At 67.7% G+C, this 21,184-nt stretch carries 17 protein-coding genes; 8 read left to right on the top strand and 9 right to left on the bottom strand.

Annotated elements, in window-relative coordinates:
* Window positions 1-40: 40 nt before the first annotated feature.
* The 5 genes from BMZ17_RS10045 to BMZ17_RS10025 form a co-directional block, all read right to left on the bottom strand.
* Window positions 41-712 (bottom strand): 4-carboxy-4-hydroxy-2-oxoadipate aldolase/oxaloacetate decarboxylase, encoded by a 672-nt coding sequence (locus BMZ17_RS10045; protein ID WP_093138455.1) that lies wholly within the window; start codon window positions 710-712, stop codon window positions 41-43.
* Window positions 713-771: 59 nt separating this feature from the next.
* On the bottom strand, window positions 772-2,187 hold the full coding sequence (locus BMZ17_RS10040; protein ID WP_093138454.1) for a carbohydrate porin: 1,416 nt from the start codon (window positions 2,185-2,187) through the stop codon (window positions 772-774).
* Window positions 2,188-2,256: 69 nt separating this feature from the next.
* A complete protein-coding gene (dctA, locus tag BMZ17_RS10035; RefSeq protein WP_093138453.1) occupies window positions 2,257-3,558 on the bottom strand; it encodes a C4-dicarboxylate transporter DctA in 1,302 nt (433 codons plus the stop codon).
* Between the two features lie 60 nt (window positions 3,559-3,618).
* Window positions 3,619-4,521 (bottom strand): substrate-binding domain-containing protein, encoded by a 903-nt coding sequence (locus tag BMZ17_RS10030; protein WP_093138452.1) that lies wholly within the window; start codon window positions 4,519-4,521, stop codon window positions 3,619-3,621.
* Window positions 4,518-5,378: an amidohydrolase family protein gene (locus BMZ17_RS10025; RefSeq protein ID WP_093138451.1), complete on the bottom strand. Its 861-nt coding sequence runs from the start codon at window positions 5,376-5,378 to the stop codon at window positions 4,518-4,520. The genes BMZ17_RS10030 and BMZ17_RS10025 overlap by 4 nt, the downstream gene beginning before the upstream one ends.
* Window positions 5,379-5,590: 212 nt before the next feature.
* Between BMZ17_RS10025 and BMZ17_RS10020 the strand changes: the two genes are divergently transcribed.
* The 4 genes from BMZ17_RS10020 to BMZ17_RS10005 all read left to right on the top strand — a co-directional run bounded on the left by BMZ17_RS10020 (window position 5,591) and on the right by BMZ17_RS10005 (window position 12,339).
* Window positions 5,591-6,811 carry a LysR substrate-binding domain-containing protein gene (locus tag BMZ17_RS10020; RefSeq protein ID WP_093138450.1) on the top strand — a complete coding sequence of 407 codons (1,221 nt, stop codon included), beginning with the start codon at window positions 5,591-5,593 and terminating at the stop codon, window positions 6,809-6,811.
* 393 nt (window positions 6,812-7,204) lie between these two features.
* Window positions 7,205-8,308, top strand: coding sequence for an efflux RND transporter periplasmic adaptor subunit (locus BMZ17_RS10015; protein ID WP_254775315.1), 1,104 nt, complete (start codon window positions 7,205-7,207; stop codon window positions 8,306-8,308).
* Between the two features lie 7 nt (window positions 8,309-8,315).
* Window positions 8,316-11,417, top strand: a complete 3,102-nt coding sequence (locus BMZ17_RS10010) for an efflux RND transporter permease subunit (RefSeq protein ID WP_093138448.1) — start codon at window positions 8,316-8,318, stop codon at window positions 11,415-11,417.
* A 139-nt stretch (window positions 11,418-11,556) separates the two neighbouring features.
* Window positions 11,557-12,339 carry a transporter gene (locus tag BMZ17_RS10005; RefSeq protein ID WP_093138447.1) on the top strand — a complete coding sequence of 261 codons (783 nt, stop codon included), beginning with the start codon at window positions 11,557-11,559 and terminating at the stop codon, window positions 12,337-12,339.
* A 25-nt stretch (window positions 12,340-12,364) separates the two neighbouring features.
* Here BMZ17_RS10005 and pcaF read toward each other — a convergent pair whose 3' ends face one another.
* The 4 genes from pcaF to BMZ17_RS09985 all read right to left on the bottom strand — a co-directional run bounded on the left by pcaF (window position 12,365) and on the right by BMZ17_RS09985 (window position 17,246).
* Window positions 12,365-13,564: a 3-oxoadipyl-CoA thiolase gene (gene pcaF, locus BMZ17_RS10000; protein WP_093138446.1), complete on the bottom strand. Its 1,200-nt coding sequence runs from the start codon at window positions 13,562-13,564 to the stop codon at window positions 12,365-12,367.
* 23 nt (window positions 13,565-13,587) lie between these two features.
* Entirely contained in the window at window positions 13,588-14,916 is a 1,329-nt protein-coding gene (locus BMZ17_RS09995; RefSeq protein WP_093138445.1) for an MFS transporter, read from the bottom strand.
* A 93-nt stretch (window positions 14,917-15,009) separates the two neighbouring features.
* The gene (locus BMZ17_RS09990; protein ID WP_093138444.1) at window positions 15,010-16,284 is read right to left on the bottom strand and encodes a porin; all 1,275 of its coding nucleotides are present in this window, start codon (window positions 16,282-16,284) and stop codon (window positions 15,010-15,012) included.
* Window positions 16,285-16,379: 95 nt separating this feature from the next.
* The gene (locus tag BMZ17_RS09985; RefSeq protein WP_217645778.1) at window positions 16,380-17,246 is read right to left on the bottom strand and encodes an alpha/beta fold hydrolase; all 867 of its coding nucleotides are present in this window, start codon (window positions 17,244-17,246) and stop codon (window positions 16,380-16,382) included.
* 523 nt (window positions 17,247-17,769) lie between these two features.
* On the opposite strand from BMZ17_RS09985, the gene BMZ17_RS09980 reads away from it, so the two are divergent.
* The 4 genes from BMZ17_RS09980 to BMZ17_RS09965 all read left to right on the top strand — a co-directional run bounded on the left by BMZ17_RS09980 (window position 17,770) and on the right by BMZ17_RS09965 (window position 21,135).
* Window positions 17,770-18,750 carry a LysR substrate-binding domain-containing protein gene (locus tag BMZ17_RS09980; RefSeq protein WP_093138443.1) on the top strand — a complete coding sequence of 327 codons (981 nt, stop codon included), beginning with the start codon at window positions 17,770-17,772 and terminating at the stop codon, window positions 18,748-18,750.
* A gap of 103 nt (window positions 18,751-18,853) precedes the next feature.
* Window positions 18,854-19,423, top strand: a complete 570-nt coding sequence (locus BMZ17_RS09975; RefSeq protein ID WP_093138442.1) for a carboxymuconolactone decarboxylase family protein — start codon at window positions 18,854-18,856, stop codon at window positions 19,421-19,423.
* On the top strand, window positions 19,420-20,217 hold the full coding sequence (locus BMZ17_RS09970) for an amidohydrolase family protein (RefSeq protein WP_093138441.1): 798 nt from the start codon (window positions 19,420-19,422) through the stop codon (window positions 20,215-20,217). Before BMZ17_RS09975 ends, BMZ17_RS09970 begins: the two co-directional genes overlap by 4 nt.
* Window positions 20,218-20,358: 141 nt before the next feature.
* Window positions 20,359-21,135, top strand: a complete 777-nt coding sequence (locus BMZ17_RS09965) for an enoyl-CoA hydratase/isomerase family protein (RefSeq protein WP_093138440.1) — start codon at window positions 20,359-20,361, stop codon at window positions 21,133-21,135.
* The last annotated feature ends 49 nt before the right edge of the window (window positions 21,136-21,184 follow it).

The raw sequence follows: 21,184 nt of genomic DNA, 5'->3' as shown, positions 1-21,184 counted from the left end.
TGCGGGACTCTTAAAAGCGGAAAGAAAGCCGACGAGGCCGTCAGATGTAATGCAGGCCCTTGGCCGCCAGCCGTTCACGCATGGAATAAATGTCCAGGCCCAACTCGCCTTTGGCCAGGCGTTCGCGCTTCTCGGCTTCCTTTGCCTCGCGCTCTTGCGCCTTCGCCAGCACAGTTGCCGCATCGGCATGCTGCACCACGCACACGCCATCGTCGTCGGCGATGACCACGTCACCGGCATTCACCAGCGCGCCAGCGCAGACCAGCGGCACATTCACCGAGCCCAGGGTCTCCTTGACGGTGCCCTGCGCGTGAATGGCGCGGCTCCACACCGGAAAGCCCATCTGGGTCAGGTCGCGGATGTCGCGCACGCCGGCATCGATCACCAGCCCGCGGCAGCCGCGCGCCTGCGCGGAGGTGGCCAGCAGGTCGCCGAAGTAGCCATCGGTGCATTCGCTGGTGGGGGCTACCACCAGGATGTCACCGGGCTGCAGCTGCTCGATGGCCACGTGCATCATCCAGTTGTCGCCCGGCGGCACCGACACGGTCACGGCGTTGCCGGCGATGCGCGCACCGCTGTAGATCGGCCGCAGACGCGGATGCAGCAGGCCGCTGCGGCCCTGCGCCTCATGGACGGTGGCGACGCCGGCCTGGGCCAGCGCATCGATCACGGCGCGCTCGACGCGCGCCACATGGGTGAAGACTTTGGACATGGGGGTTCCTCTGCAGCGAAGTCCTGCCGTGCCGTCCGGCACACGCAAGGACGAAGGGATCAGTCGCCACCACCGCTGTCGCGCTTGAGCCCGATCATGCTGCCGAAGTTGAGCTGCACGCTGAGGCCGAACGCGAACATGTTCTTCGGCAGCACCGAGGTGTTGGGCAGCGCCGAATTGTCGGGGTGGATGATGTATTGCACGTTGGGCATGACGATCACCCCGCGGGTGGGATGCCAGCCGTAATTGAGTTCGAACGCGTACTGGTTGGGGTTGTTGGTGCCCTGCCCGCCCGCGCGGATGCGCGCATCGCGCAGGTAGGCCTGCTCCTTGTCGGTCATGTCGAAATAGGAGACCTGGACGCCCAGGGTGTCCTGCGGCCGCGCCGCGAACGGGCCGGTCATCACCACGCCGCCGTAGACCTGCTGGCGCATGACCTCCTCGACCTCAAGCTGCTGCGCGATGCCGCCGAACAGATTGAGCCCGCGCGTGGAATGCGCCTCCGGCCGCCAGATCACGCGCTCGCCCATCACGTAGATGCCGGTGCGATTGGCATCGATGGTGCGCGCTGTGCCGCCATACAGTCCGCGCGAGCGGCCGGCGGTGTTGTAGAACGGATCGGTGTGCGGCGCGGTGCTGACGTAGCCACCGACCTTGAGCGCGAAGGTATGCGGATCTTCCTTGGTATCCGTGCGGGTCCAGCCCCACTCCACCGGCACGGTCACGCCGGTGGCATTGGCCACGGAGAAATCGGCGCCATTGCTGGGCGCCGAGGTCGGATTGACCTCGAAAACGCCGGTCTCGATGTAGGTGTGCCTGGTCGGCTTGAACTGCGCGTTGAAGCCCCAGGTCGCCGATGGCAGCAGGCTGAAGCCGGCCTCGGCATTGATCAGGCGCGGCAGGCCGCAGGTGGTGGCCGCCTGGAACTGGCAATTGGCCGCCAGCTTGCCGTAATAGCTGGTGGTCCCCAGCCGGCCGATGACCAGGTCCAGCCGGTTGTTCATCAGCTTCTGTTGATACGCGAACAGGCCCAGGTGCACCGCGTTGTATTCGTTCTTGTAGATGTTCTGCTGCTTGGTGAAGGTGCCGGTGGTGTCGTGGTTGAGGCCATGGCCGTAGTCGCGATACACGGTCACGTGGAAGCTGCCGCCGCGCACGCCCCACAGCTTGTCCAGGTCCAGGTCAGCGCCGACATTGAACTGGCCGACGTTGCTGCCGTCCTGATCGACCGCGCCAGTGGTGTTCTGCGCGTACTGGTTGATCAGGTTGGCGCGCAGGAACACGCCTTCATCGGCCCAGCGCCGGATCACCGCCGCCAGCGAGGGATCGTAGGCTTTGGCCGGCGCGTCATCGCCGCCTTGCACGGCCAGTGAAGCGGGCGGTGCGAAGGCGTCGTCGACCGGCGTGGCCAAGGCAGTGCCGCTGGCGGCCAGGCACAGGCTGCCGAGCCCCATCAGGGTGATGCTGGATTTCATGGTGTCGCCCTCCCAGGCGCGTGCGCTGGCGCGGTGGCCGCGCGTCGACGGTATGTGCGTGGCGCGCCGTCAGGCAGCGCGATAGCCGTGTTGTAGTTCGTGGTCCAGCTGCTGGCGGTCGATGGCGTTCTCCCATTTGCCCACCACCAGGGTCGCCACGGCATTGCCCGCGATGTTGGTGAACACGAAGGCCGAAGCCAAGATGCGGTGGATGCCCAGGATCAACGCGATGCTGTTGACCGGGATCGCCTTGGTGGCCGCCAGCGTCATCGCCAGCACCGCGATCGCAGAGCCGGCCACGCCCGCACCGCCTTTCGACGTCACCAGCAGCACCATCAACAGGCCCAGCTGCTGCTCCCAGCCCATCGCCGTGCCGGTGGCCTGGGCCAGGAACACGCTGACCGCGGCGAAGTACAGGCAAGTGCCGTCATGGTTGAAGCTGTAGGCCGTGGGCAGGACCAGGCCAACCACCGATTCTTCCACGCCCAGCTTCTTGAGCTTGCCGGTGAGCTGCGGGAACACGCTCTCCGACGAGTTGGTGCCGATCACCAGCACCAGTTCCTCACGGATATAGCGCATCAGCTTGAGCAGGCTGAAGCCGGCGTACCAGGCAATCGGCGCCAGCACGATGACGAAGAAGATCAGGCAGGTCAGATAGAACTCGCCGATCAGCGCAGCCAGCGGCACCAGCGACTGCAGGCCAAACTTGGCGACGGTAAAGGCAATCGCACCGAAGGCGGCGATCGGCGCGATCTTCATCGCCACGCGGATCACCCAGAACAGCGCCTGCGACACGGCATTGATGCCATCGAGCACTGGCTGCGCCTTGTCGCCGATCGAGGCCAGGCCGCAGGCAAACAGCACCGAGAACACCAGCACCTGCAGGATCTCGCCTTCGGCAAAGGCCTGCACCGCCGACTTGGGCACCAGGTTCAGCAGGAACTCGCCGAAGCTCATGCTGGCCGCCGGATGTACCGCCTCGCCCGGGTTGTGCAGCGCGGCCGGGTCGATGTGCATACCCGCGCCGGGCTGCAGGACGTTGATCGTCACCAGGCCAATCACCAGCGCAATGGTGGTGACCACCTCGAAATAGACGATCGCCTTGATCGCGATGCGCCCGACCTTGCCCAGGTCGCGCACGCTGGCGATGCCATGGGTGACGGTGCAGAAGATGATCAGCCCCACCACCATCTGGATCAGGCGGACGAACACATCGCCCAGCGGCTTGAGCTGCTTGCCGATGTCCGGCGCCAGCGCGCCCACGGCCACGCCCAGCGCCATGCCGGCCAGGACCTGGAACGTCAGGTCTTCATAGAAGCGTTTGGGGCGCGCGGGCTTGGGCGGCGCGATTTGGGAAACGGGAGTAGCCATGAGGCGAAATTCCGGAGTGGGTGGTGCGGGGGAAATGCGGCGCCGTCCCTGGCGTGTTGCTCAGTAACCGTCCGTGCCCAGCAGGGCGCGGGCCGGCGCGAAGACTTCTTCAGCCGTCATCTGGCGCGGCAACAGGTCCTGCTGCAGGCAGGCGTCGATGGTGAACTGGACCGGGCCGAGCAGGCGTTCGAAGCCGAACAAGGTCTGCCGTGGCCCTTCGCGACTGCCGTTGGCCTGCGCATCGGCCTGCCGCAACAGCGCGTAGGCGGCACGCACGGCGTCGGGCTGCCGTTCGACTGCATCACGACCGGCCACGACCATGTGATTGATCGGCATGAAGCCGTGCTGCGCATACCAGGCCTGGTCGCGCGCGGCTGCGTCGGGGATCAGCGGTACGTAATCATCGTCGCCCTTGGGCAGGTCGTTGCCCAGGATGCAGGCCTCGACCTCACCATCGCGCAGCATGTCCAGGGTCTTCTTGTCGCCATTGGGCGTGAGGACGTAGGACGGGTTGTCGTATTCGGCCACGTGCGCCGGGTCATGGGTCACCCACTGCACCTGGCGCAGGTCCACGCCGAAATCCTCGGCCAGATGCGCACGCACCCACATGCCGGTGGTCTGCGTGTAGGCGCGTACACCGACGCGGCGACCGGCGAGTTCCTGCGGCGCGGGCAGGCCGTTGGGCCGGCTGCCGATCAGACAGCCACGCTGAAAGCGCGAGGCCACCACCGCCGGCAGCAACACCACCGGCTTGCCGTAGGCGATGGCCTGCAGCGCGGTGACGATCGCCAGTTCGCACAGATCAAAAGCCTGCGTGCGCACCATCGGCGCAAACGCCTTGTGCACCGGCGCGACGTCTTCGAACGCCAGGCGCACGCGCGGATCGGTCAATGCCCCGCTGCGTAGCGCCGCGGTATGCGGATAGCCGGCCAGCACCGTCTTCAGGACCGGCGCGCCGCTCATGCCTGCGCCATCGTATCGGCGAACGGATACAGGCGCTGTGCGGTGCCGCCGAAGATGGCCACCTGTGCATCGGAAGGCAGCGTGGACAGCGCTGCGCGCGCGACCTGTGCCAGTTCGGCCAAGGTGCCCGCAGCCGCCGGGAAATTGGAGCCCCAGGCGATGCGCTCGGCGCCGAAGGACGCCACGATCCGCTCCAGGAATGCGGCCGGAGTCGAGTCGCCTTCAGCCGCCGCGGCCAGCGTGCGATTAGTCAGCTTGAGATGGACGCCGGGGAAGCTGGCCAGATCGAACAAGGCTTGCGCCTTGGCGTACGGAGCACCATCGGACAGCACCGGACGCGCGCAGTGGTCCAGCAGCACGATCGCCTTGGGGAAACGCGTCAGTAGGCTGCGCAGCGCCGGAATGCCCTCCATCGTCATCTGCAGGCACACCGGAATGCCCTGCGCTTCGGCATAGGCCCAGGCCGGATAGGAATCGGCATGCCCCAGCCAGTCGGCCTGGCCCGGCATGGTGCTCCCGGTGGTGAACAGGCGGAAGCCGTGCAGCCCCTGCGCCTGCCAGTGCTGGATCTTTTCCACCGCGTCGGCGGCCATCGCATCCAGTGAATACACGCCGACAAAGCGGTCCCGGTGCTGACGCACGCTGTCGGTCACGTAGCGGTTGTCGTGTCCGTAGACGGTCGACGCCTGCACGACCACGGCCTGCTCGATCCCGGCCGCATCCATCGCCCGCAGCAAGCCATCGGCATCGACCGGACGCGCCTGGGACCATTCGGACTGATGGCCGCCGATCGGGTTGGTCGGATAGTGGTTCTTGTCGGGAGAGATGACGTGGGTGTGGGTATCTAGCAGCTTCACGCAGGGCCTCGGGGGAGAACGATGGGGATCTTGGATGGCGTCGGGCTTGGATCGATGGTCACTCCGCAAACACAGTGCGTATTCGGAATGCCTATTGATTTGTGCAGTGCAATATCACCCGCGCTGCGCCGAGGTGCGCAATATGGTCAATTGCGAGCGCCCATCCAAATTCGATTTATGATCGCGCCATTGAATCTTGCTAATGAATTTTCATGGATGCGATCTACGCACTGAACGTGCGCCATCTGGACGCACTGCTGCAGGTCGCGCGCCTGGGCAACATCAGTCTGGCCGCCGGCTCGGTCAGCCTGTCGCAGCCGGCCTTGGCCCAGGCGATCGGCAAGCTGGAGCAGGTGCTGCAGGCGCGGCTGTTCGATCGTCATCCCGGGGGCGTCACCGCGACCGAGGCCGGCGCACGCTTCATCGACCGCACCCGCCGTGCCCTGCGCTACCTGGAGCGCGGCGTGCAGCAGATCCGCCGGCCCGCCCGCCTGCCGTCCATCCACCATGTCGAACGGCGCGTCACCATGAGCCAGCTGCGCGCGCTCGTGTCCGTGGTGAGCGCCAGCAGTTATGCCGGCGCGGCGGCACAGACCGGGCTGTCGCAGCCCTCGCTTCATCGCGCCATGCGCGAGCTGCAGGCGGTCGTGCAGGTGGCGCTGCTGGACCGCAGCGGACGCGCGGTGAGGCCGACCGATGCCGCGGCGCGGCTGGTCCATTTCGTCCGCCTGATGCTGGCCGAGCTGCGCGCAGGCATCGACGAACTCAGCGCGCAAGACCAGGCACCGGTTGGCAAGATCCGGATCGGCGTGCTGCCAGTGGCGCGCGCGCAATTCCTGCCACGGGTGCTGTCCGAATTCTGCAGCCAGCATCCGGGCGCCTCGGTCGAGGTGATCGAAGGCCCGTACGCCGAGTTGCTCGGGCGCCTGCGCCAGGGCGACATGGACCTGCTGATCGGCTCGCAGCGCGCCTCAGTGCCGGCGCGTGACGTGGTCCAAGAAGGGCTGTTCGACGACGAACTGGTGATCGTCGGCCGCGTCGGCCATCCGCTGGGTGGCAAGCGCCGGCTCTCCGATGCCGACCTGCACCGGCATCCGTGGGTGGTGCCGGCGCACGGCGTGCCGATGCGGCTGAACTGGGAGCGCATGTTCCAGGTCCGCGGTCAGGCGCCGCCGGTGCTGCGGGTGGAATGCGGCTCGGTCCTGATCATGCGGGGGCTGATGCTGGAGGGCGACTGGCTCACCCTGATGTCACGCGATCAGTTCCTGCTGGAGAGCCAGGCGGGGCGGCTGATGGAGATCGGCTCGCCGGGTGCCGACTTCTGGCGGCGGATCGCGATGACCCGCCGCATCGACTGGCGTCCGACCGCGCTGCAATCGCAGTTCGTGGCCCTGCTGCAATCGGTGGCGGCGCAGAAGGCCCCTGTCCGCTAGGGCCATAAGAGAATTTTATGCGGTACATAAGCGCCGGCCGGCACCCGATTGCAGGCGCGATGGCTTAGCGTGGCGGGCCGTCCGCGGGCGCCCGCGAACTGAACTGAATCCATCCCCACCGCGCCTGGCTTGGGCATGACCATCACGTCATGGGCCACGCCTGGCCACGCGCGGGGATGCAAGACTGAACTGGCTCCGACAAATCCATGTAGAGCGTTCGCGTAGGATGCCGCGACTGTTTTCCTCCCCTTTGACCAGATTCCCCTTCTTACGTCTATGTGCAAAGCCGCATTGTTGTCGCATGACCGCGCCGTGACAGGCCCCCGGTTGGATTCCACGCGCGGCACGCCGCATCGCCACGCGCCACTGGTGGCGCTGCTGATCGGCACGGTCTTGCTGCTGGGCGGCTGCAAGGGCAAGGGCGAAGCCGCCGCGCCGCAGGCCAAGCAGGTCCAGGTGCTGGTGCTCAAGGCCGAAGCCGTCGCGCTGGACACCGAGCTGGCCGGTCGCACCGTCGCCTCGGAGGAATCGGAAGTGCGGCCGCAGGTCAGCGGCGTGCTGCTCAAGCGGCTGTTCACCGAAGGCGACACGGTCAAGGCCGGGCAGCCGCTGTTCCAGATCGAGCCGACGCTCTACCAGGCCTCGGCCAATGAAGCCCAGGCCAACCTGGCCACCAGCCAGGCCGCGCTGGTCACTGCCAAGCTGCAGGCCGAGCGTTACCAGCAGCTGGGCAAGCAGCAGATGATTTCCCAGCAGGACGTGGACGACGCGGTGGCGACCTATCGCCAGGCCGCCGCGCAGAGCGAGGCCAGCCGCGCCGCGCTGGACACCGCGCGCACCAACCTGCGCTTTGCCACCGTCACCGCGCCGATCACGGGCCGCATCGGCCGCGCCGCGGTCACGCCCGGCGCGCTGGTGACCGCCAGCCAGACCGATGCCATCGCCAAGATCCAGCAGCTGGATCCGATGAACGTGGACATCACCCAGTCCAGCAACCAGTTCCTGGCGCTGCGCCGGGCCATCGCCAATGGCGGCGTGCAGGCGTCGGCCGCGCAGGTGAAGCTCAAGCTTTCCGATGGCAGCGACTATCCGGTGGCCGGCACGCTGGAGTTCGCCGACATCGACGTGGACGAAACCACCGGCAGCATCACCCTGCGCGCGCAGTTCCCCAATCCCGATGGCCTGCTGTTGCCCGGCATGTATGTGCGCGCACTGGTCGGCCAGGGCATCCGCCAGCAGGCGCTGCTGGTGCCGCAGACCGCGGTGGACCGCACCCCGCGCGGCAACGCGCAGGCCTGGGTCGTCGGCAGCGACAACGTCGTGCACCTGCGCGAGTTCACCACGTTGCGCGCGGTGGGCAATCGCTGGCTGGTGGCCGATGGGCTCAAGGCCGGCGACCAGATCGTGATCGGCGGTTCGCAGGGCCTGAGCGACGGCGCCAAGGTCACGGTGACCAGCGCCCCGGCCGCTGCGGCGGCCACCACCAAGCAGGGCTGATCGACCGATGCTGCCGCGCTTCTTCATCCACCGCCCGATCTTCGCGTGGGTGCTTGCGATCGTCATCATGGCCATGGGCGCCATCGCGATCCGCACCCTGGCCGTGGAGCAATACCCGGACATCGCCCCGCCACAGGTGAATGTCAGTGCCACCTACAACGGCGCCTCGGCGCAGACGGTGGAAGACAGCGTCACCCAGGTGATCGAACAGCAGATCAAGGGCATCGACCACCTGCTGTATTTCTCCTCGACCAGCTCGTCCTCGGGCCAGGCGCGCATCAGCATCACCTTCGACCAGGCCGCCGACCCGGACATCGCCCAGGTCCAGGTGCAGAACGCAGTCAACCAGGCCCTGACCCGCCTGCCGCAGGAAGTGCAGCAGCAGGGCGTCACCGTGGCCAAGTCGCAGGGCGACAGCCTGATGGTGGTCGCCCTGTACGACACCACGCGCAAGATGACGCGCGTAGACGTGGCCGACTACCTGGTCAGCAACCTGCAGGATCCGATCAGCCGCATCAGCGGCGTGGGCGAAATCAACGTGTTCGGCGCGCAGTACGCCATGCGCGTGTGGCTGGACCCGCACAAGCTCAATGCCTACCAGCTGATGCCCAGCGACGTGCGCAGCGCGATCGAGGACCAGAACACCCAGGTCACCGCCGGCGAGATCGGCGCGTTGCCCACTGGCCCGGACCAGGCGCTCAACGCCACGGTCACCGCGCAGTCGCGCCTGCAGACGCCCGAACAGTTCCGCGACATCATCCTCACCACCCTGCCCAGCGGCGCCAGCGTGCGCCTGGGCGATGTGGCCCGCGTGGAGATCGGCGCGGAAAGCTACACCACCAGCAGCTTCCTCAACGGCTATCCGGCATCGGGTTTTTCGGTATCGCTGTCGTCGGGCGCCAACGCGCTGGCCACCGCCGATGCGGTGCGCGCGGAGATCGATCGCCTGTCTCCCACCTTCCCGCCGGGGATCAAGGTCGCCTACCCGCGCGACAGCACGCCGTTCGTGCGCGTGTCGGTGGAAGGCGTGGTCCATACGCTGATCGAGGCCATCATCCTGGTGGTGGTGGTGATGTACCTGTTCCTGCAGAACGCGCGCGCCACGCTGATCCCGGCGATCACCGTGCCCGTCGTGTTGCTGGGCACGTTCGGCATCCTGGCCATCGCCGGCTTCACCATCAACACGCTGACCTTGTTTGCGATGGTGCTGGCGATCGGCCTGCTGGTCGATGACGCCATCGTGGTGGTGGAAAACGTCGAACGCATCATGCACGAGGAGCATCTGCCACCGCGCGAGGCCACCGAGAAATCGATGGGCGAGATCACCGGCGCATTGGTGGGCATCACCGTGGTGCTGGGCGCGGTGTTCCTGCCGATGGCGCTGTTCGGCGGCTCGACCGGCATCATCTACCGGCAGTTCTCGATCACGATCGCCTCTGCCATGGCGCTCTCCGCGCTGATCGCGCTGACGCTCACGCCGGCGCTGTGCGCGACGCTGCTCAAGCCGGTGGAGAAGGAGCGCAAGCCGGGCCGCTTCTTCCAGTGGTTCAACCGCGGCGTGGAGCGCACCCAGGGCGGCTACCAGCGCCGCCTGGGCAAGATGCTGGTCCAGCCCAAGCGCTGGATGGCGCTGTATGCGGTGATCGTGGTGGTGATGGTGGCGCTGTACATGCGCATGCCGACCGGCTTCCTGCCGGTGGAAGACCAGGGCCAGGTGATGGTGCAGTTCACCACGCCCGAAGGCACGCCGATGGCCGTGACCGAAGCGCTCGCGCAGGACATCAGCCATTACTTCCTCACCGAGGAAAAGGCGAACATCGATGCGATCTTCCTGGTGGTCGGCCGCAACAACGCCGGCACCGGGCAGAACGCCGGCCAGGGCTTCCTGGCGCTGCAGCCCTGGGGGACGCGCAACAGCGACAACACCGCCGCGGCGATCATCGATCGCGCCAACAAGCACTTCGGCAAGCTGGCCAACGCCAAGGTCAGCGTGCTCTCGCCGCCGGCGGTGCGCGGCCTGGGCCAGTCCAGCGGCTTCGAGCTGTGGATGCGCGACACCGACGGCGCCGGGCGCACCGCGCTCAACGCCGCGCAGGCCAAGGTGCTGGACCAGGCCAGTCAGGACCCGCAGCTGACCGCGGTGCGCCTCAACGGCCTGGGCGACAAGGCCCAGCTGCAGGTGGACATCGACCACGCCCAGGCCAGCGCGCTGGGCCTGGCGCAGAGCGACATCAACTCCACCCTGGCCACGGCCTGGGGCGGCAGCTACGTCAACGACTTCATCGACCGCGGCCGCGTCAAGCGCGTGTACGTGCAGGGCGATGCGCCGTATCGCGCCCTGCCCGAAGACATCGGCCAGTGGTACGTGCGCGGAAGCAATGGCCAGATGGCGCCGTTCGACAGTTTCGCCAGCGTCCACTGGACCCGTGGCCCGCAGCTGCAGCAGCGCTTCAACGGCCTGGCCGCGGTGCAGCTGCAGGGCAGCGCGGCGGCAGGCGAAAGCTCGGGCGCGGCGATGGACCGAATGCAGGACCTGGTCGCGACCCAGCCGGGCTTCGACCTGCAATGGAGCGGCCTGTCCTACCAGGAACAGCTGTCCAGCAACCAGACGCTCTGGCTGTACGCGGCGTCGATCGCTTTCATCTTCCTGTGCCTGGCCGCGCTCTACGAGAGCTGGTCGATCCCGGTGGCGGTGCTGATGGTGATCCCGCTGGGCGTGCTGGGCACGGTGACGGCAACCACGCTGGCCGGCTTCGTCAACGACATCTATTTCCAGGTGGGCCTGCTCACCACGATTGGCCTCTCGGCCAAGAACGCGATCCTGATCGTGGAGTTCGCCGAGGCCGAGGAAGAAGCCGGACGCTCGCCGATCGCCGCCGCGCTGGAAGGTGCGCGCCTGCGCCTGCGACCGATCGTGATGACCTCGCTGGCCTTCGTCGCCGGCGTGATCCCGCTGGCGCTGTCCACCGGCGCCGGCGCGGCCAGCCGCCGCGAGATCGGCATCAGCGTGATCGGCGGCATGGCCACCGGCACGCTGCTGGCGGTGCTGCTGGTGCCGCTGTTCTTCGTGCTGGTGCGCCGCGGCCGGCCCGGCCACGCCGAAGCATGATGCAGGCAGCGCGCGGCCATCGCTTCGCGTTGCAGGCGTGTGGCGCATGCGGGCAGTGGCGCACGGTGTGTCAGCGCGCGTGATGCAACGCTGACAGCGGCGGGCGGACAATGACGGACCGGTCAGTCCGAGATCCACCATGTCGTCGTCCTCCGCTTCCGCTTCCTCCCCGCGCACGCGCCTGCATCGCCGCTGGGCCGGCCTGCTCCTGCTTGTACCCGTGGTGGCTTTAGCCGATGACATCCCGTTCGATCGGCCCGGCATTCCATTTGCCACCGAGACGCTCAAGGCGGGCGGCTTTGCCTGGGAACAAGGCCTGCCCGATATCACCCTCGACCGCAGTGATGGCACCACCCAGCGCCAGTACGTGGCCGACACCGTGCTGCGCCTGGGCCTGACCGACGCGGTGGAGCTGCAGCTGGCCAGCGACACGCAGGTGTCGGAGCACGACACCGGCGCCGCGCGCTTCACCGGACACGGCGCTGGCGACAGCACGCTGGGCCTGAAGATCGCCCTGCCCAGCCAGCGCGAGGCATTCTCGTGGGCACTGCTACTCAACGCGCAGGTCGCGCGTGGACGCTCGCCCTACGGCAGCGACGCGCACACGCGTTCGCTTGGCCTGTCCACGCAGTGGGCACTGGCCGACCAGCGCGCGCTCACCCTGTTCGCCGAAGCGGTGGACAGCGACGAAGGCCACAGCTGGACCTTCGCGCCCAACCTCACCGTGATCAAGCGCGAAAGCTGGCAGGCCTATGTGGAAGCCGGCATCGGCCACGGCCAGGACAGCACCCAAGGCGTGGGCGGCGGCATCGCCTGGTCGCTGGGCGATCACGCCCAGCTCGATGTCTCGCTGCTGCGCGGCACGACCTCCGATGCCGCCGACTGGCAGGGCGGCCTGGGCGTGTCGATCGGGTTCCAGTAGCGCAGTCAGCGACTGAGCGCAGCGCTCAGACCCGCGCGACTGCCAGCGCGACGCCCTGACCGACGCCGACGCACATGGTGGCCAGGCCGAGCCGGCCGCCACCTACTTCCAGCTGATGGACCGCGGTCTGCACCAGGCGCGCGCCGCTCATGCCCAGCGGGTGGCCCAGCGCGATCGCGCCGCCGTTCGGATTGACCTGCGGTGCGTCGTCCGCCAGTCCAAGCGCGCGGGTCACCGCCAACGCCTGGGACGCGAAGGCTTCGTTGAGCTCGATCACATCGAACGCGGCAATGTCGATCCCCAATCGTGTTGTGAGCTTCTGCACCGCCTGGGTCGGTCCGACGCCCATGATGCGCGGCGCCACGCCGGCGCTGGCCATGCCCAGCACGCGGGCGCGCGGCGTCAGCCCATGCGCCTTGACGGCCTCGGCCGACGCCAGGATCAGCGCCGCAGCGCCATCGTTGATGCCCGACGCATTGCCGGCCGTCACCGTGCCACCTGCATTGACCACACGCAGCCCGGCCAGCATCTCGGCAGTGGTCTGCGGGCGCGGATGTTCGTCTTCGGACACCACGGTGTCGCCCTTCTTCCCGGCGATCGTGACCGGCGCGATTTCTTCTGCGAAGTAGCCACGCTGCCGCGCGGCCGCCGTACGCTGCTGGCTGCGCAACGCGAACGCATCCTGGTCCTCGCGCGATACGCCGAAGTCCGCCGCGACGTTGTCGCCGGTCTGCGGCATGGTCTCCACGCCGTAGGCCGCTCGCAGCGCCGGGTTGATGAAGCGCCAGCCCATGGTCGTGTCTTCCAGCACCTGCGTTCGACCGAACGCGGCTTCCGGCTTGCCCATCACAAACGGCGCGCGCGTCATCGACTCCACGCCACCGGCGATGGCGAACTGCATCTCGCCCAGGGCGATGGCACGGAACGCCGCGCCCACCGCGTCCATGCCCGAGGCGCACAGGCGATTGAGGGTGACGCCCGGCACGTCCTTGGGCAGGCCGGACAGCAGCACGGCCATGCGCGCGACGTTGCGATTGTCTTCGCCGCCCTGGTTGGCGCAGCCCATGAAGACCTCGTCCAGGCGCGACCAGTCGATGTCGGCGTGCCGTGCCATCAGTGCGCGCAAGGGATGCGCGGCCAGGTCGTCGGCGCGCACCGCGGACAGGGCGCCGCCGTAGCGGCCAATGGGCGTGCGCACGGCATCGCAGATGAAAACGTCTTGCATGTCAGCTCCGTTCAACAATCAGGTCAGGCTTTGGCCGCAGGCTGCGGCGCGCGCGTGGCGGCAACGATCGTGATGGCACCGGCCATCAGCAGCGTGCCGTAGGCCAACTGCGACGCGGCCAGGGTGCCGGTCTTGTCGATCAGCACCCCGACGATCATCGGCACGAACACGTTGCCCAGCCCGGCCAGCGTGGTGACCAGCGCGATGCTGCCGGCGGCCTTGGGGCCGGAGAAGGTGCTGCCCGGCAGGGTCCAGAAAGGACCGGTCGCGCCCAGCGTCGCCGCCGTGCAGACCGTCAGCAGGGCGATGGCCGGCATCGTGCTCAACTGCGTGGTGCCGAGCACAAGCCAGGCCACGGCCGCAGTGCCCAGGCACAGCGCAACGTGCCAACGGCGCTCGCCGACCTTGTCCGAATGACGCGCCACCAGGAACTGCACGATCAGGCCGGCCAGGAACGGAATCGACGACAGCAGCCCGACATGCAGCACGTCCTTGATGCCCGAGTTCTTGATGATGGTCGGGATCCAGTACGCGTTGGCTGCCGCGCCGCTGAACACCGCCAACGCAACGAAAGACAGGATGTAGACGCGCTTGTCGCCGAAGGCCTGCCACAGCGAATGATGCTGGCCCGGCGATGCCGCGCTGTCGCGGTCCACGTCGGCCTGCACCAGGGATTTTTCCGACGCGGTCAGCCACTTGGCATCGGCCGGCTTGTTGTCCAGGAAGTAGTACACCACCCCGCCGAGTACGCAGGCGGGCAGGCCTTCGACGATGAACAACCACTGCCAGCCATGCAGGCCCAGCGCGCCATCGAGCAGGCGCATGATCGTGCCGGCCAACGGCCCGCCGAGCATGCCGGCAATCGGCAATGCGGCCATGAACAACGCGGTGACGCTGGCGCGGCGCGCCTTGGGAATCCAGAAGGTGATGTACAGCAGCACGCCGGGGAAGAAGCCGGCTTCTGCCGCGCCCAGGAGGAAGCGGTAGATGTAGAACTCGGTCGGCGAGGACATCATCGCGAACGCCGCGCAGGCCAGGCCCCACAGGATCATGATCCGCAGGAAGGTCAGGCGCACGCCGATCTTCTGCAGCCACAGGTTGCTGGGCACCTCGAACACGAAGTAGCCGATGAAGAACATGCCGGTGCCGATGCCGTACATGACCTCGTTGAACCCCAGCTGGTGCATGAAGTCCAGGCGGGCAAAGCCGATCACGTTGCGGTCGATCAGCGCCACGGTGTAGCACAGCATGATCAGCGGCAGGATGCGCCACTTGATCTTGCGGTAGGTGGCATCGGCCAGCGAGGGCTCGACCATGCCGGTGGTGGATGACGGTTGCACCTGGGAACTCATTGGGGACCTCGCATCAGGGTGTCAGGCAGCGCCGCGCGCCGCCAGCCTGGCGGGTGGCGAAGCGCTGCAGTAAAGGGGATCGCCGGGCGCGCATCAGTACTTGACGTGCAGGCCAAGGGCCACGTTGTCCAGCGTCGCGCCGACCGGTGCCCGCACCGGCGAGCCGTAGCTGGAAGAGGCGCCGTTGTCGACGCGCCCGGCAAGCGCAAACAGTGAGGTGTACTTGAACAGGCTGTATTGGACGCCGACGTTGTAGGCCTGCGCGCCGAGCCCCAGCGTGCTGCACGTCGCGCCGCCGGACAGGACGCAGTGACCGGCGCCAGCATGGATGTAGTTGGCGGCCAGCGTGAGCTTGGGCGTGGCCTGCCACTCGCCGCTGACCTTCCAGGTCGGCACTGTGTAGGACTTGAACTTGCCGTAGGCCGCGGTGGGGTCTTCCGCGTACTGCACGCGCGACAGGTCCAGGCCCAGCTTGAAGCGCTTGGTCTGGTAGGCCGCGCTCAGGCGCAGGTTCTGGTCCAGCGAGCCGCCGCCCTGGTTGACGATCGAGCTGGCCGCCGGCGTGGTCGTCGGCACGCCGCTGATCACCAGGTGATTGGTGTGGCGCTCGTACTGCAGCGCGGTGTACCAAGGTCCCTGCTCCCAGCGGATACCGTAGGAATAGGCGCGGCGTGGCCTGCCGTAGTCGGGGCCATCGCGATGCGGCATGTAGCTGGTACCGAGCGAGAAGCCCTTCCACTTCGCGCTTTCCCACTTGTAGCCGTGGCTGGCGCGCGTCACCCAGGTGGTCGTCCCGGCACGACTGCCGGTGCCGAACGCCGCGCCGCCCAGCAGGGTCGAGGTCGAAACGAAATTGCTCTCGCTCACGCCCAGCATGCGCACCGGGTCGCCCCAGTTGGACAGGATGCTGTTGATGCGCCCGCCGGTGAAGGTGCCGAGCACGCGATGCTCGACATAGACGAACGCATCGCGGCTGCGATTGAAGTACTCGCTGTTGTCGTACGGCTCGGTCACCTGCTCATCCAGGCGGAAGCCGACTTCCCAATCCGGGTTGAAGCGGTAATGGCCGCGCATGGCGAAGAACGACTGCGACCAGTTGACGCGATCCGCGTCGGGTTTGTCGGTGACACTGCGCAGCGTGGTGCTGGCGTTGGACTTGGTGGTCAGCGTGCTGACCTGGCTCCCCACCGTGGTCGGGCTGCCGAACGAGGTCCATTGGTACTGCGGATACAGGTTGCCGAAGAACTCGATGCCTGCGTCTTCGTTGCCGAAGGTGGCGGCGTGGCCGCTGCCGGCCACGGCCAGCAGGCAGAGGCTGGTGATAAGACGCCGATGGCGCGGCAGGCGCGAGATGTTGCAGACAGGCATCGAATTCCCTCCCAGGACTGGATGCGAATGGCGGGAGCGTCGCCGCCTGCGGCAGCGCGCTGAAGAAGCGGGGGACGACAGGGGCGCGGCCGCGCTCAAGGCAGGGTGGCCGCCCAGTCAGCGATGGCCGCGACGACCTGCTGCGGCTGCTCGGGCAGCAGCGCGTGGCTTGCGCCAGGGATCGTGACCACGCTGACGCGCGGACCCAGCTCCTCGCGCAGCTCCTGGCGACGATCGGCCGGCATGAAGGGGTCCGATGCGGCCTGCAGATCCAGCAGCGGCACCTTGCCGCCCGCGCTCCACCACAGCGCCTTTGGCGTGGCATCGCTGGCGTTGCGCTGACTGGTGCGGACCTCCGGGTGCCAGCCTTCCAGCCACACCGCGGCATCGTTGCCCGGTGCGAAGAAGGTGGCCTGCAGCTCCGTCAGGCGATCCTCGCGCGAGGTCTTGGGATCGGCGATGCGGATGATGCTGGCCGATAACGCCTTGGGATAGGTCTTGGCCGCGGCCGCGGCAACCACCACGCCGCGCACGGCCTGCGGATGCCGCGCCGCCAGCATGCGGGCCACCCAGTTGCCGTAGGCATGGCCGACGACGATCGCCGGCGCCTTGCCGGCCTGCGCGATCGCGCAGCCCACGTCATCGGCCAGGTCGGCCAGGGTGATGCCGTCCATCGGCCCACGGCTTGCACCCAGGCCACGCGGCTGCGGGCGCAGCACCTGGTAACCACGCGCCACCAGGCCTTCGGCGATCGGATCGTAGTCCAGCGAATCGCGACCGAGCGACGGCAGCAGCACGATGGTGGGGCCGCTGCCTTCGACCACCACATCGAGGCTGGCCGGGCCGCACTGCAGCTGCTGGTGGACGCGCGCATCGCCGGCCATCGCCACTGCGGGGCTGGCCAGCACGGCGAGACAGAGGAACGCGAGACGCCGGACGGCAACGTTGGAGAAAAGGTGCATCAGAACCTCCCGAAACTGATGGACGACCCTGGCGCCAGAGATCCGGCTGCGCGGGGCCAAGCGCGCTGGCCTTGTGCAGGCGCCAGCACGAACGAATGGGATGCAGTTGGAGCGCGCGATCCGCGCTTGCGCTAGGCGCGTGATCAGCCCGGCGGTGGCCTGGCGTTGATCAGTCGTCCCGCTGGGCGCGGCGCCAGCCGACGGGATACGTGGTGCATGGACATGAGGCCCTCCTCCTCGATGATGTGGACCTGCGGTGCACTGCAGGCGATGACGGAGCGGAGTCTAGGCACGGTGTTTTTTTGGGCGCACGGCCGGCGCGGTCAATCCAGCTATGGCGGGAATGCGATGGCTTGCGCGGCGGGCACCGGCGCCCCGCAAACACAGGGTTTCAAGCGGATTTCAGGCGCCGCAGTGCGACTTATCCTTTAGTCGAAGAGGCCCGAAACTCCATGCGTGCAGGGCCGTAATGCAGCCGGTTTGCTACCCTCATTCACTCTTTCGATCCGCCAGCCGCACTGCCATGCCCAGCCCCAAGGTCACCGCGCTCAACATCGACCTGGTGACCGATCTGGGACGTTGGCGCACCTTCGTCGCCATCGGCGAGCTGGGCAGCGTGACCCGCGCGGCGTTGTTCCTGGACAGCAACCAGTCGGTGCTCAGCCGTCAGCTCAATGCGCTGGAGCGCGACTGCGGGCAACGCCTGTTCAATCGCACCGGCCGTGGCGTGCAGCTCTCGGAGCTGGGCGAGCGCCTGTTCCCGCAGGTCAAGGCGTTGCTGGCTGACGCGGCGCAGCTGGAACGCGATATCCGCGGCGAGGCGCTGGAACCGACCGGCCGGGTCACCATCGGCCTGCTGCCGTCGATCTCGCAGGCGCTGACCGGCCAGCTGTTTTCCGGCCTGCGCAGCCGCTATCCGGCCGTCACGCTGAAGATCCTGGAAGGCTCCAGCGGGCAGGTCGAGGAATGGCTGGCCGATGCGCGCGTGGATATCGCGGTGTTCTATCGCTACGGCGCCGCGCTGCCCGAAGGCGAGCAGTCGCTGGCCGTGGTCGACAGTTATCTGATCGGCCGCAAGGGCGACAAGCTGACCGCCAGCGGCGCGGTGCCTTTCGATGCCTTGGACCGCCTGCCCCTGGTCCTGCCGAGCGCGCCCAATGGCCTGCGCACGGCGCTGGATGCCACGGCCCGCACGCGGCACATCACATTGGCGCCGGCGATCGAGGCTGATTCGCTGCCCCTGCAGAAGTCGCTCTCCGCCGGTGACGGCGTCTACACCGTGCTGCCCATCCACGCGGTGTGGAAGGAGCTGGCCGATGGCGTGCTGCAGGCTGCGCGCATCACCGATCCACCGCTGCAGCGGATCATCTCGATGGCCCATGCACGCGCCAAGGGACCGGCCCGCGCAGTCTCGGCCGTGGCCCAGCAGATCGACCACGTCTTCCAGGCGCTGGCGACCGAAGGTCTGTGGCAGCGCGCGGCGTATGCCTCACCCGATGCATAACAGCCTTGCCGCCGGCACGGTGACCTGGGCCGGCAGCGCTCCGCTATAACGACCGGATCATGGCGCGCCGCCGCGCTGCCACTTTCGATCCGATGGAGTGACCATGCCCCGCATCACCCTGCCCGACCCCGCCACGCTGGATGCCGACCAACGCGCGGTGTACGACCGCGTCGTCTCCGGCAAGCGCGGCAAGATCCAGGGCCCTCTGCGCGCCGCCCTGCACAATGCCGAACTGGCTTCGCGCTGGTCGGCGCTGGGCGAACTGCTGCGTTACAACACCTCGCTGACGCCGCGCCAGAGCGAGCTGGCGATCCTGGTCACCGGCCGTGCCTGCAACTCGCCGTTCGAGTGGTATGCGCATCGGCTCGAAGGCGAAAAGGCCGGCCTGTCCACCGAGATCCTGGAGGCGTTGCTGGCGCAGCAGATCCCCGAAGGGCTGGACGACACCGAGCACGCCATCGTCTGTTTCGCGCGCGAGCTCAATGCGCACAACTCGGTCAGCGACGCGACCTACGCACGGACGCTGGCCCTGCTGGGCGAGAAGGCCATCGTCGAACTCACCGCGCTGGTGGGCTACTACACGATGGTCGCCATGACCTTGAACACGCATGAGATCCCGCTGCCCGAAGGCGTGACGCCGGCCTTTCCGCTGCCGCAGCGTGACCTCGCATGAGCGGCTGGGATTGCCATGCGCATGTATTTGGCCCGTATGCGCGCTTTCCGCTGGCCGACACCAGCGTGCATTCGCCGCCCGAAGCCAGCGCCGAGGCCTATATCGGCCTGCTGCATCGGCTTGACCTGGAGCATGGCGTCCTGGTCCATCCCAGTGCCTACGGCCAGGATTTTTCGCCACTGCTGGATGCACTGGACCGCTATCCGCAGCTGCGCGGCGTGATCGTCGCGCGCCGTGATGACGTGCTGGACTTCAAGGCCTTGCGCGCGCGTGGCGTGCGCGCGGCCCGCTTCAGCCATCGCAGCGGCGGCAACTTCCCTGGTGCAGCCGGCCTGGACGATCTACAGGCACTCGCACCGGCCCTGGCCGATGCCGGCCTGCACGCCGAGCTCTGGACCGACACTGCAGCACTGCAGGACGTAGCAGGCCTGTTGGACGGACTGCCGATCCCGGTCGTGATCGACCATGCCGGCGGTTTCGATCTCGATGCCGGCGTGGAGGCCCCCGCCTTCCAGTCGTTGCTACGCCTGGTCGAGCGAGGCAATACCTGGGTCAAGCTGTGCCTCTATCGCAACCTGCTGGGCAAGGAACAACCGGAACGCGGGCTCGCCTTCCAGCAGGCGCTGCAGCAGGCCAATCCGGCCCGCATGCTGTGGGGCAGCGACTGGCCGCACCTGCGCGTGTCGCCGGAACCGGACACCGCGCAGCTGTTCGCTCTTTTCCACGAAGGCGCCGGCGATGCACAGACTGCGCAACGCATTCTGGTCGACAATCCCGCCGCACTCTACGCCTGAGCGCCGCACCAGGCCGCGCAATACGACGTTGGTCATAGAGGTTATGCGCGCACTGGCATAGCAGCTCTGCGGCGAGGTGCGTCGGCATGCGCGAAGGCGCTGCCTAAGCTGGCCTTCGATGAAAGACGAAGGCCACAGCGCATGGATGACCTGACCCAACTGCACGTGCAGGTGACGGCGCACGTTGCCGTACTGACGATGGATGCCCCGCCGGTCAATGCATTGACCCGCACGCTCAACGACGAGCTGGTGCTGGCACTGGATCGCATCAGCGAGGACGACGACATCCGCGCGGTGGTGCTCACCTCCGCCGGCAAGGTGTTCTGCGCCGGCGCCGACCTGAAGGGCCGCGCAGCGGTCATCAAGGGACCGGGCGACCTCGGCGCGCACCTGCGCCGCACCCGCGAATGCTTCCATGCCATCCGCGAATGCGCCAAGCCGGTCGTGGTGGCCATCAACGGCGCGGCGCTCGGCTCAGGGCTCGCGATGGTGGCTTCCGCCGACATCCTGGTCGCCTCCGAAAACGCCAAGCTCGGCCTGCCGGAAATCGACGTCGGCCTGCTCGGCGGCTGCCGCCATGCGATGCGCCTGTTCGGTCATTCGCGCCTGCGCCGCATGGCCCTGACCGGCCTGCGCGTGGACGGCGCCGAGCTGTACCGGCTGGGCCTGGTCGAAGCCTGCGTGGCACCGGAAGCCCTGCTGCCCACCGCGCTGGAGATCGCCAACACCATCGCCGCAAAAAGCCCGGTAGCCACGCGCATGAGCAAGCACACGCTCAACACCATCGAGGACATGAGCCTGCGCGATGGCTATCGCTACGAACAGGACATGACCGCCGCCATCGGCCGTACCGAAGACGCCCGCGAAGCGCAGGCCGCGTTCCGCGAGAAGCGCGCGCCGGTCTTCGTCGGCCGCTGAACACCCAGCCATCGCGCGGGCCGGATGCGGCCTGCGCATCCAACGCGCA

Origin of the sequence: Pseudoxanthomonas sp. GM95, from assembly GCF_900109775.1 — a bacterium.
Lineage (GTDB): Bacteria > Pseudomonadota > Gammaproteobacteria > Xanthomonadales > Xanthomonadaceae > Pseudoxanthomonas_A.
Note: the sequence above shows the minus strand (reverse complement) of the source record. Positions and strands in the feature narration are given on the sequence as shown.

Bases quoted from the DNA above. Each gene is read 5' to 3' on its own strand.
- BMZ17_RS10045 (WP_093138455.1), bottom strand. From the start codon at position 712: ATGTCCAAAGTCTTCACCCATGTGGCGCGCGTCGAGCGCGCCGTGATC.
- BMZ17_RS10040 (WP_093138454.1), bottom strand. From the start codon at position 2,187: ATGAAATCCAGCATCACCCTGATGGGGCTCGGCAGCCTGTGCCTGGCC.
- dctA (WP_093138453.1), bottom strand. From the start codon at position 3,558: ATGGCTACTCCCGTTTCCCAAATCGCGCCGCCCAAGCCCGCGCGCCCC.
- BMZ17_RS10030 (WP_093138452.1), bottom strand. From the start codon at position 4,521: ATGAGCGGCGCGCCGGTCCTGAAGACGGTGCTGGCCGGCTATCCGCAT.
- BMZ17_RS10020 (WP_093138450.1), top strand. From the start codon at position 5,591: ATGGATGCGATCTACGCACTGAACGTGCGCCATCTGGACGCACTGCTG.
- BMZ17_RS10010 (WP_093138448.1), top strand. From the start codon at position 8,316: ATGCTGCCGCGCTTCTTCATCCACCGCCCGATCTTCGCGTGGGTGCTT.
- BMZ17_RS10005 (WP_093138447.1), top strand. From the start codon at position 11,557: ATGTCGTCGTCCTCCGCTTCCGCTTCCTCCCCGCGCACGCGCCTGCAT.
- pcaF (WP_093138446.1), bottom strand. From the start codon at position 13,564: ATGCAAGACGTTTTCATCTGCGATGCCGTGCGCACGCCCATTGGCCGC.
- BMZ17_RS09995 (WP_093138445.1), bottom strand. From the start codon at position 14,916: ATGAGTTCCCAGGTGCAACCGTCATCCACCACCGGCATGGTCGAGCCC.
- BMZ17_RS09990 (WP_093138444.1), bottom strand. From the start codon at position 16,284: ATGCCTGTCTGCAACATCTCGCGCCTGCCGCGCCATCGGCGTCTTATC.
- BMZ17_RS09985 (WP_217645778.1), bottom strand. From the start codon at position 17,246: ATGCACCTTTTCTCCAACGTTGCCGTCCGGCGTCTCGCGTTCCTCTGT.
- BMZ17_RS09980 (WP_093138443.1), top strand. From the start codon at position 17,770: ATGCCCAGCCCCAAGGTCACCGCGCTCAACATCGACCTGGTGACCGAT.
- BMZ17_RS09975 (WP_093138442.1), top strand. From the start codon at position 18,854: ATGCCCCGCATCACCCTGCCCGACCCCGCCACGCTGGATGCCGACCAA.
- BMZ17_RS09970 (WP_093138441.1), top strand. From the start codon at position 19,420: ATGAGCGGCTGGGATTGCCATGCGCATGTATTTGGCCCGTATGCGCGC.
- BMZ17_RS09965 (WP_093138440.1), top strand. From the start codon at position 20,359: ATGGATGACCTGACCCAACTGCACGTGCAGGTGACGGCGCACGTTGCC.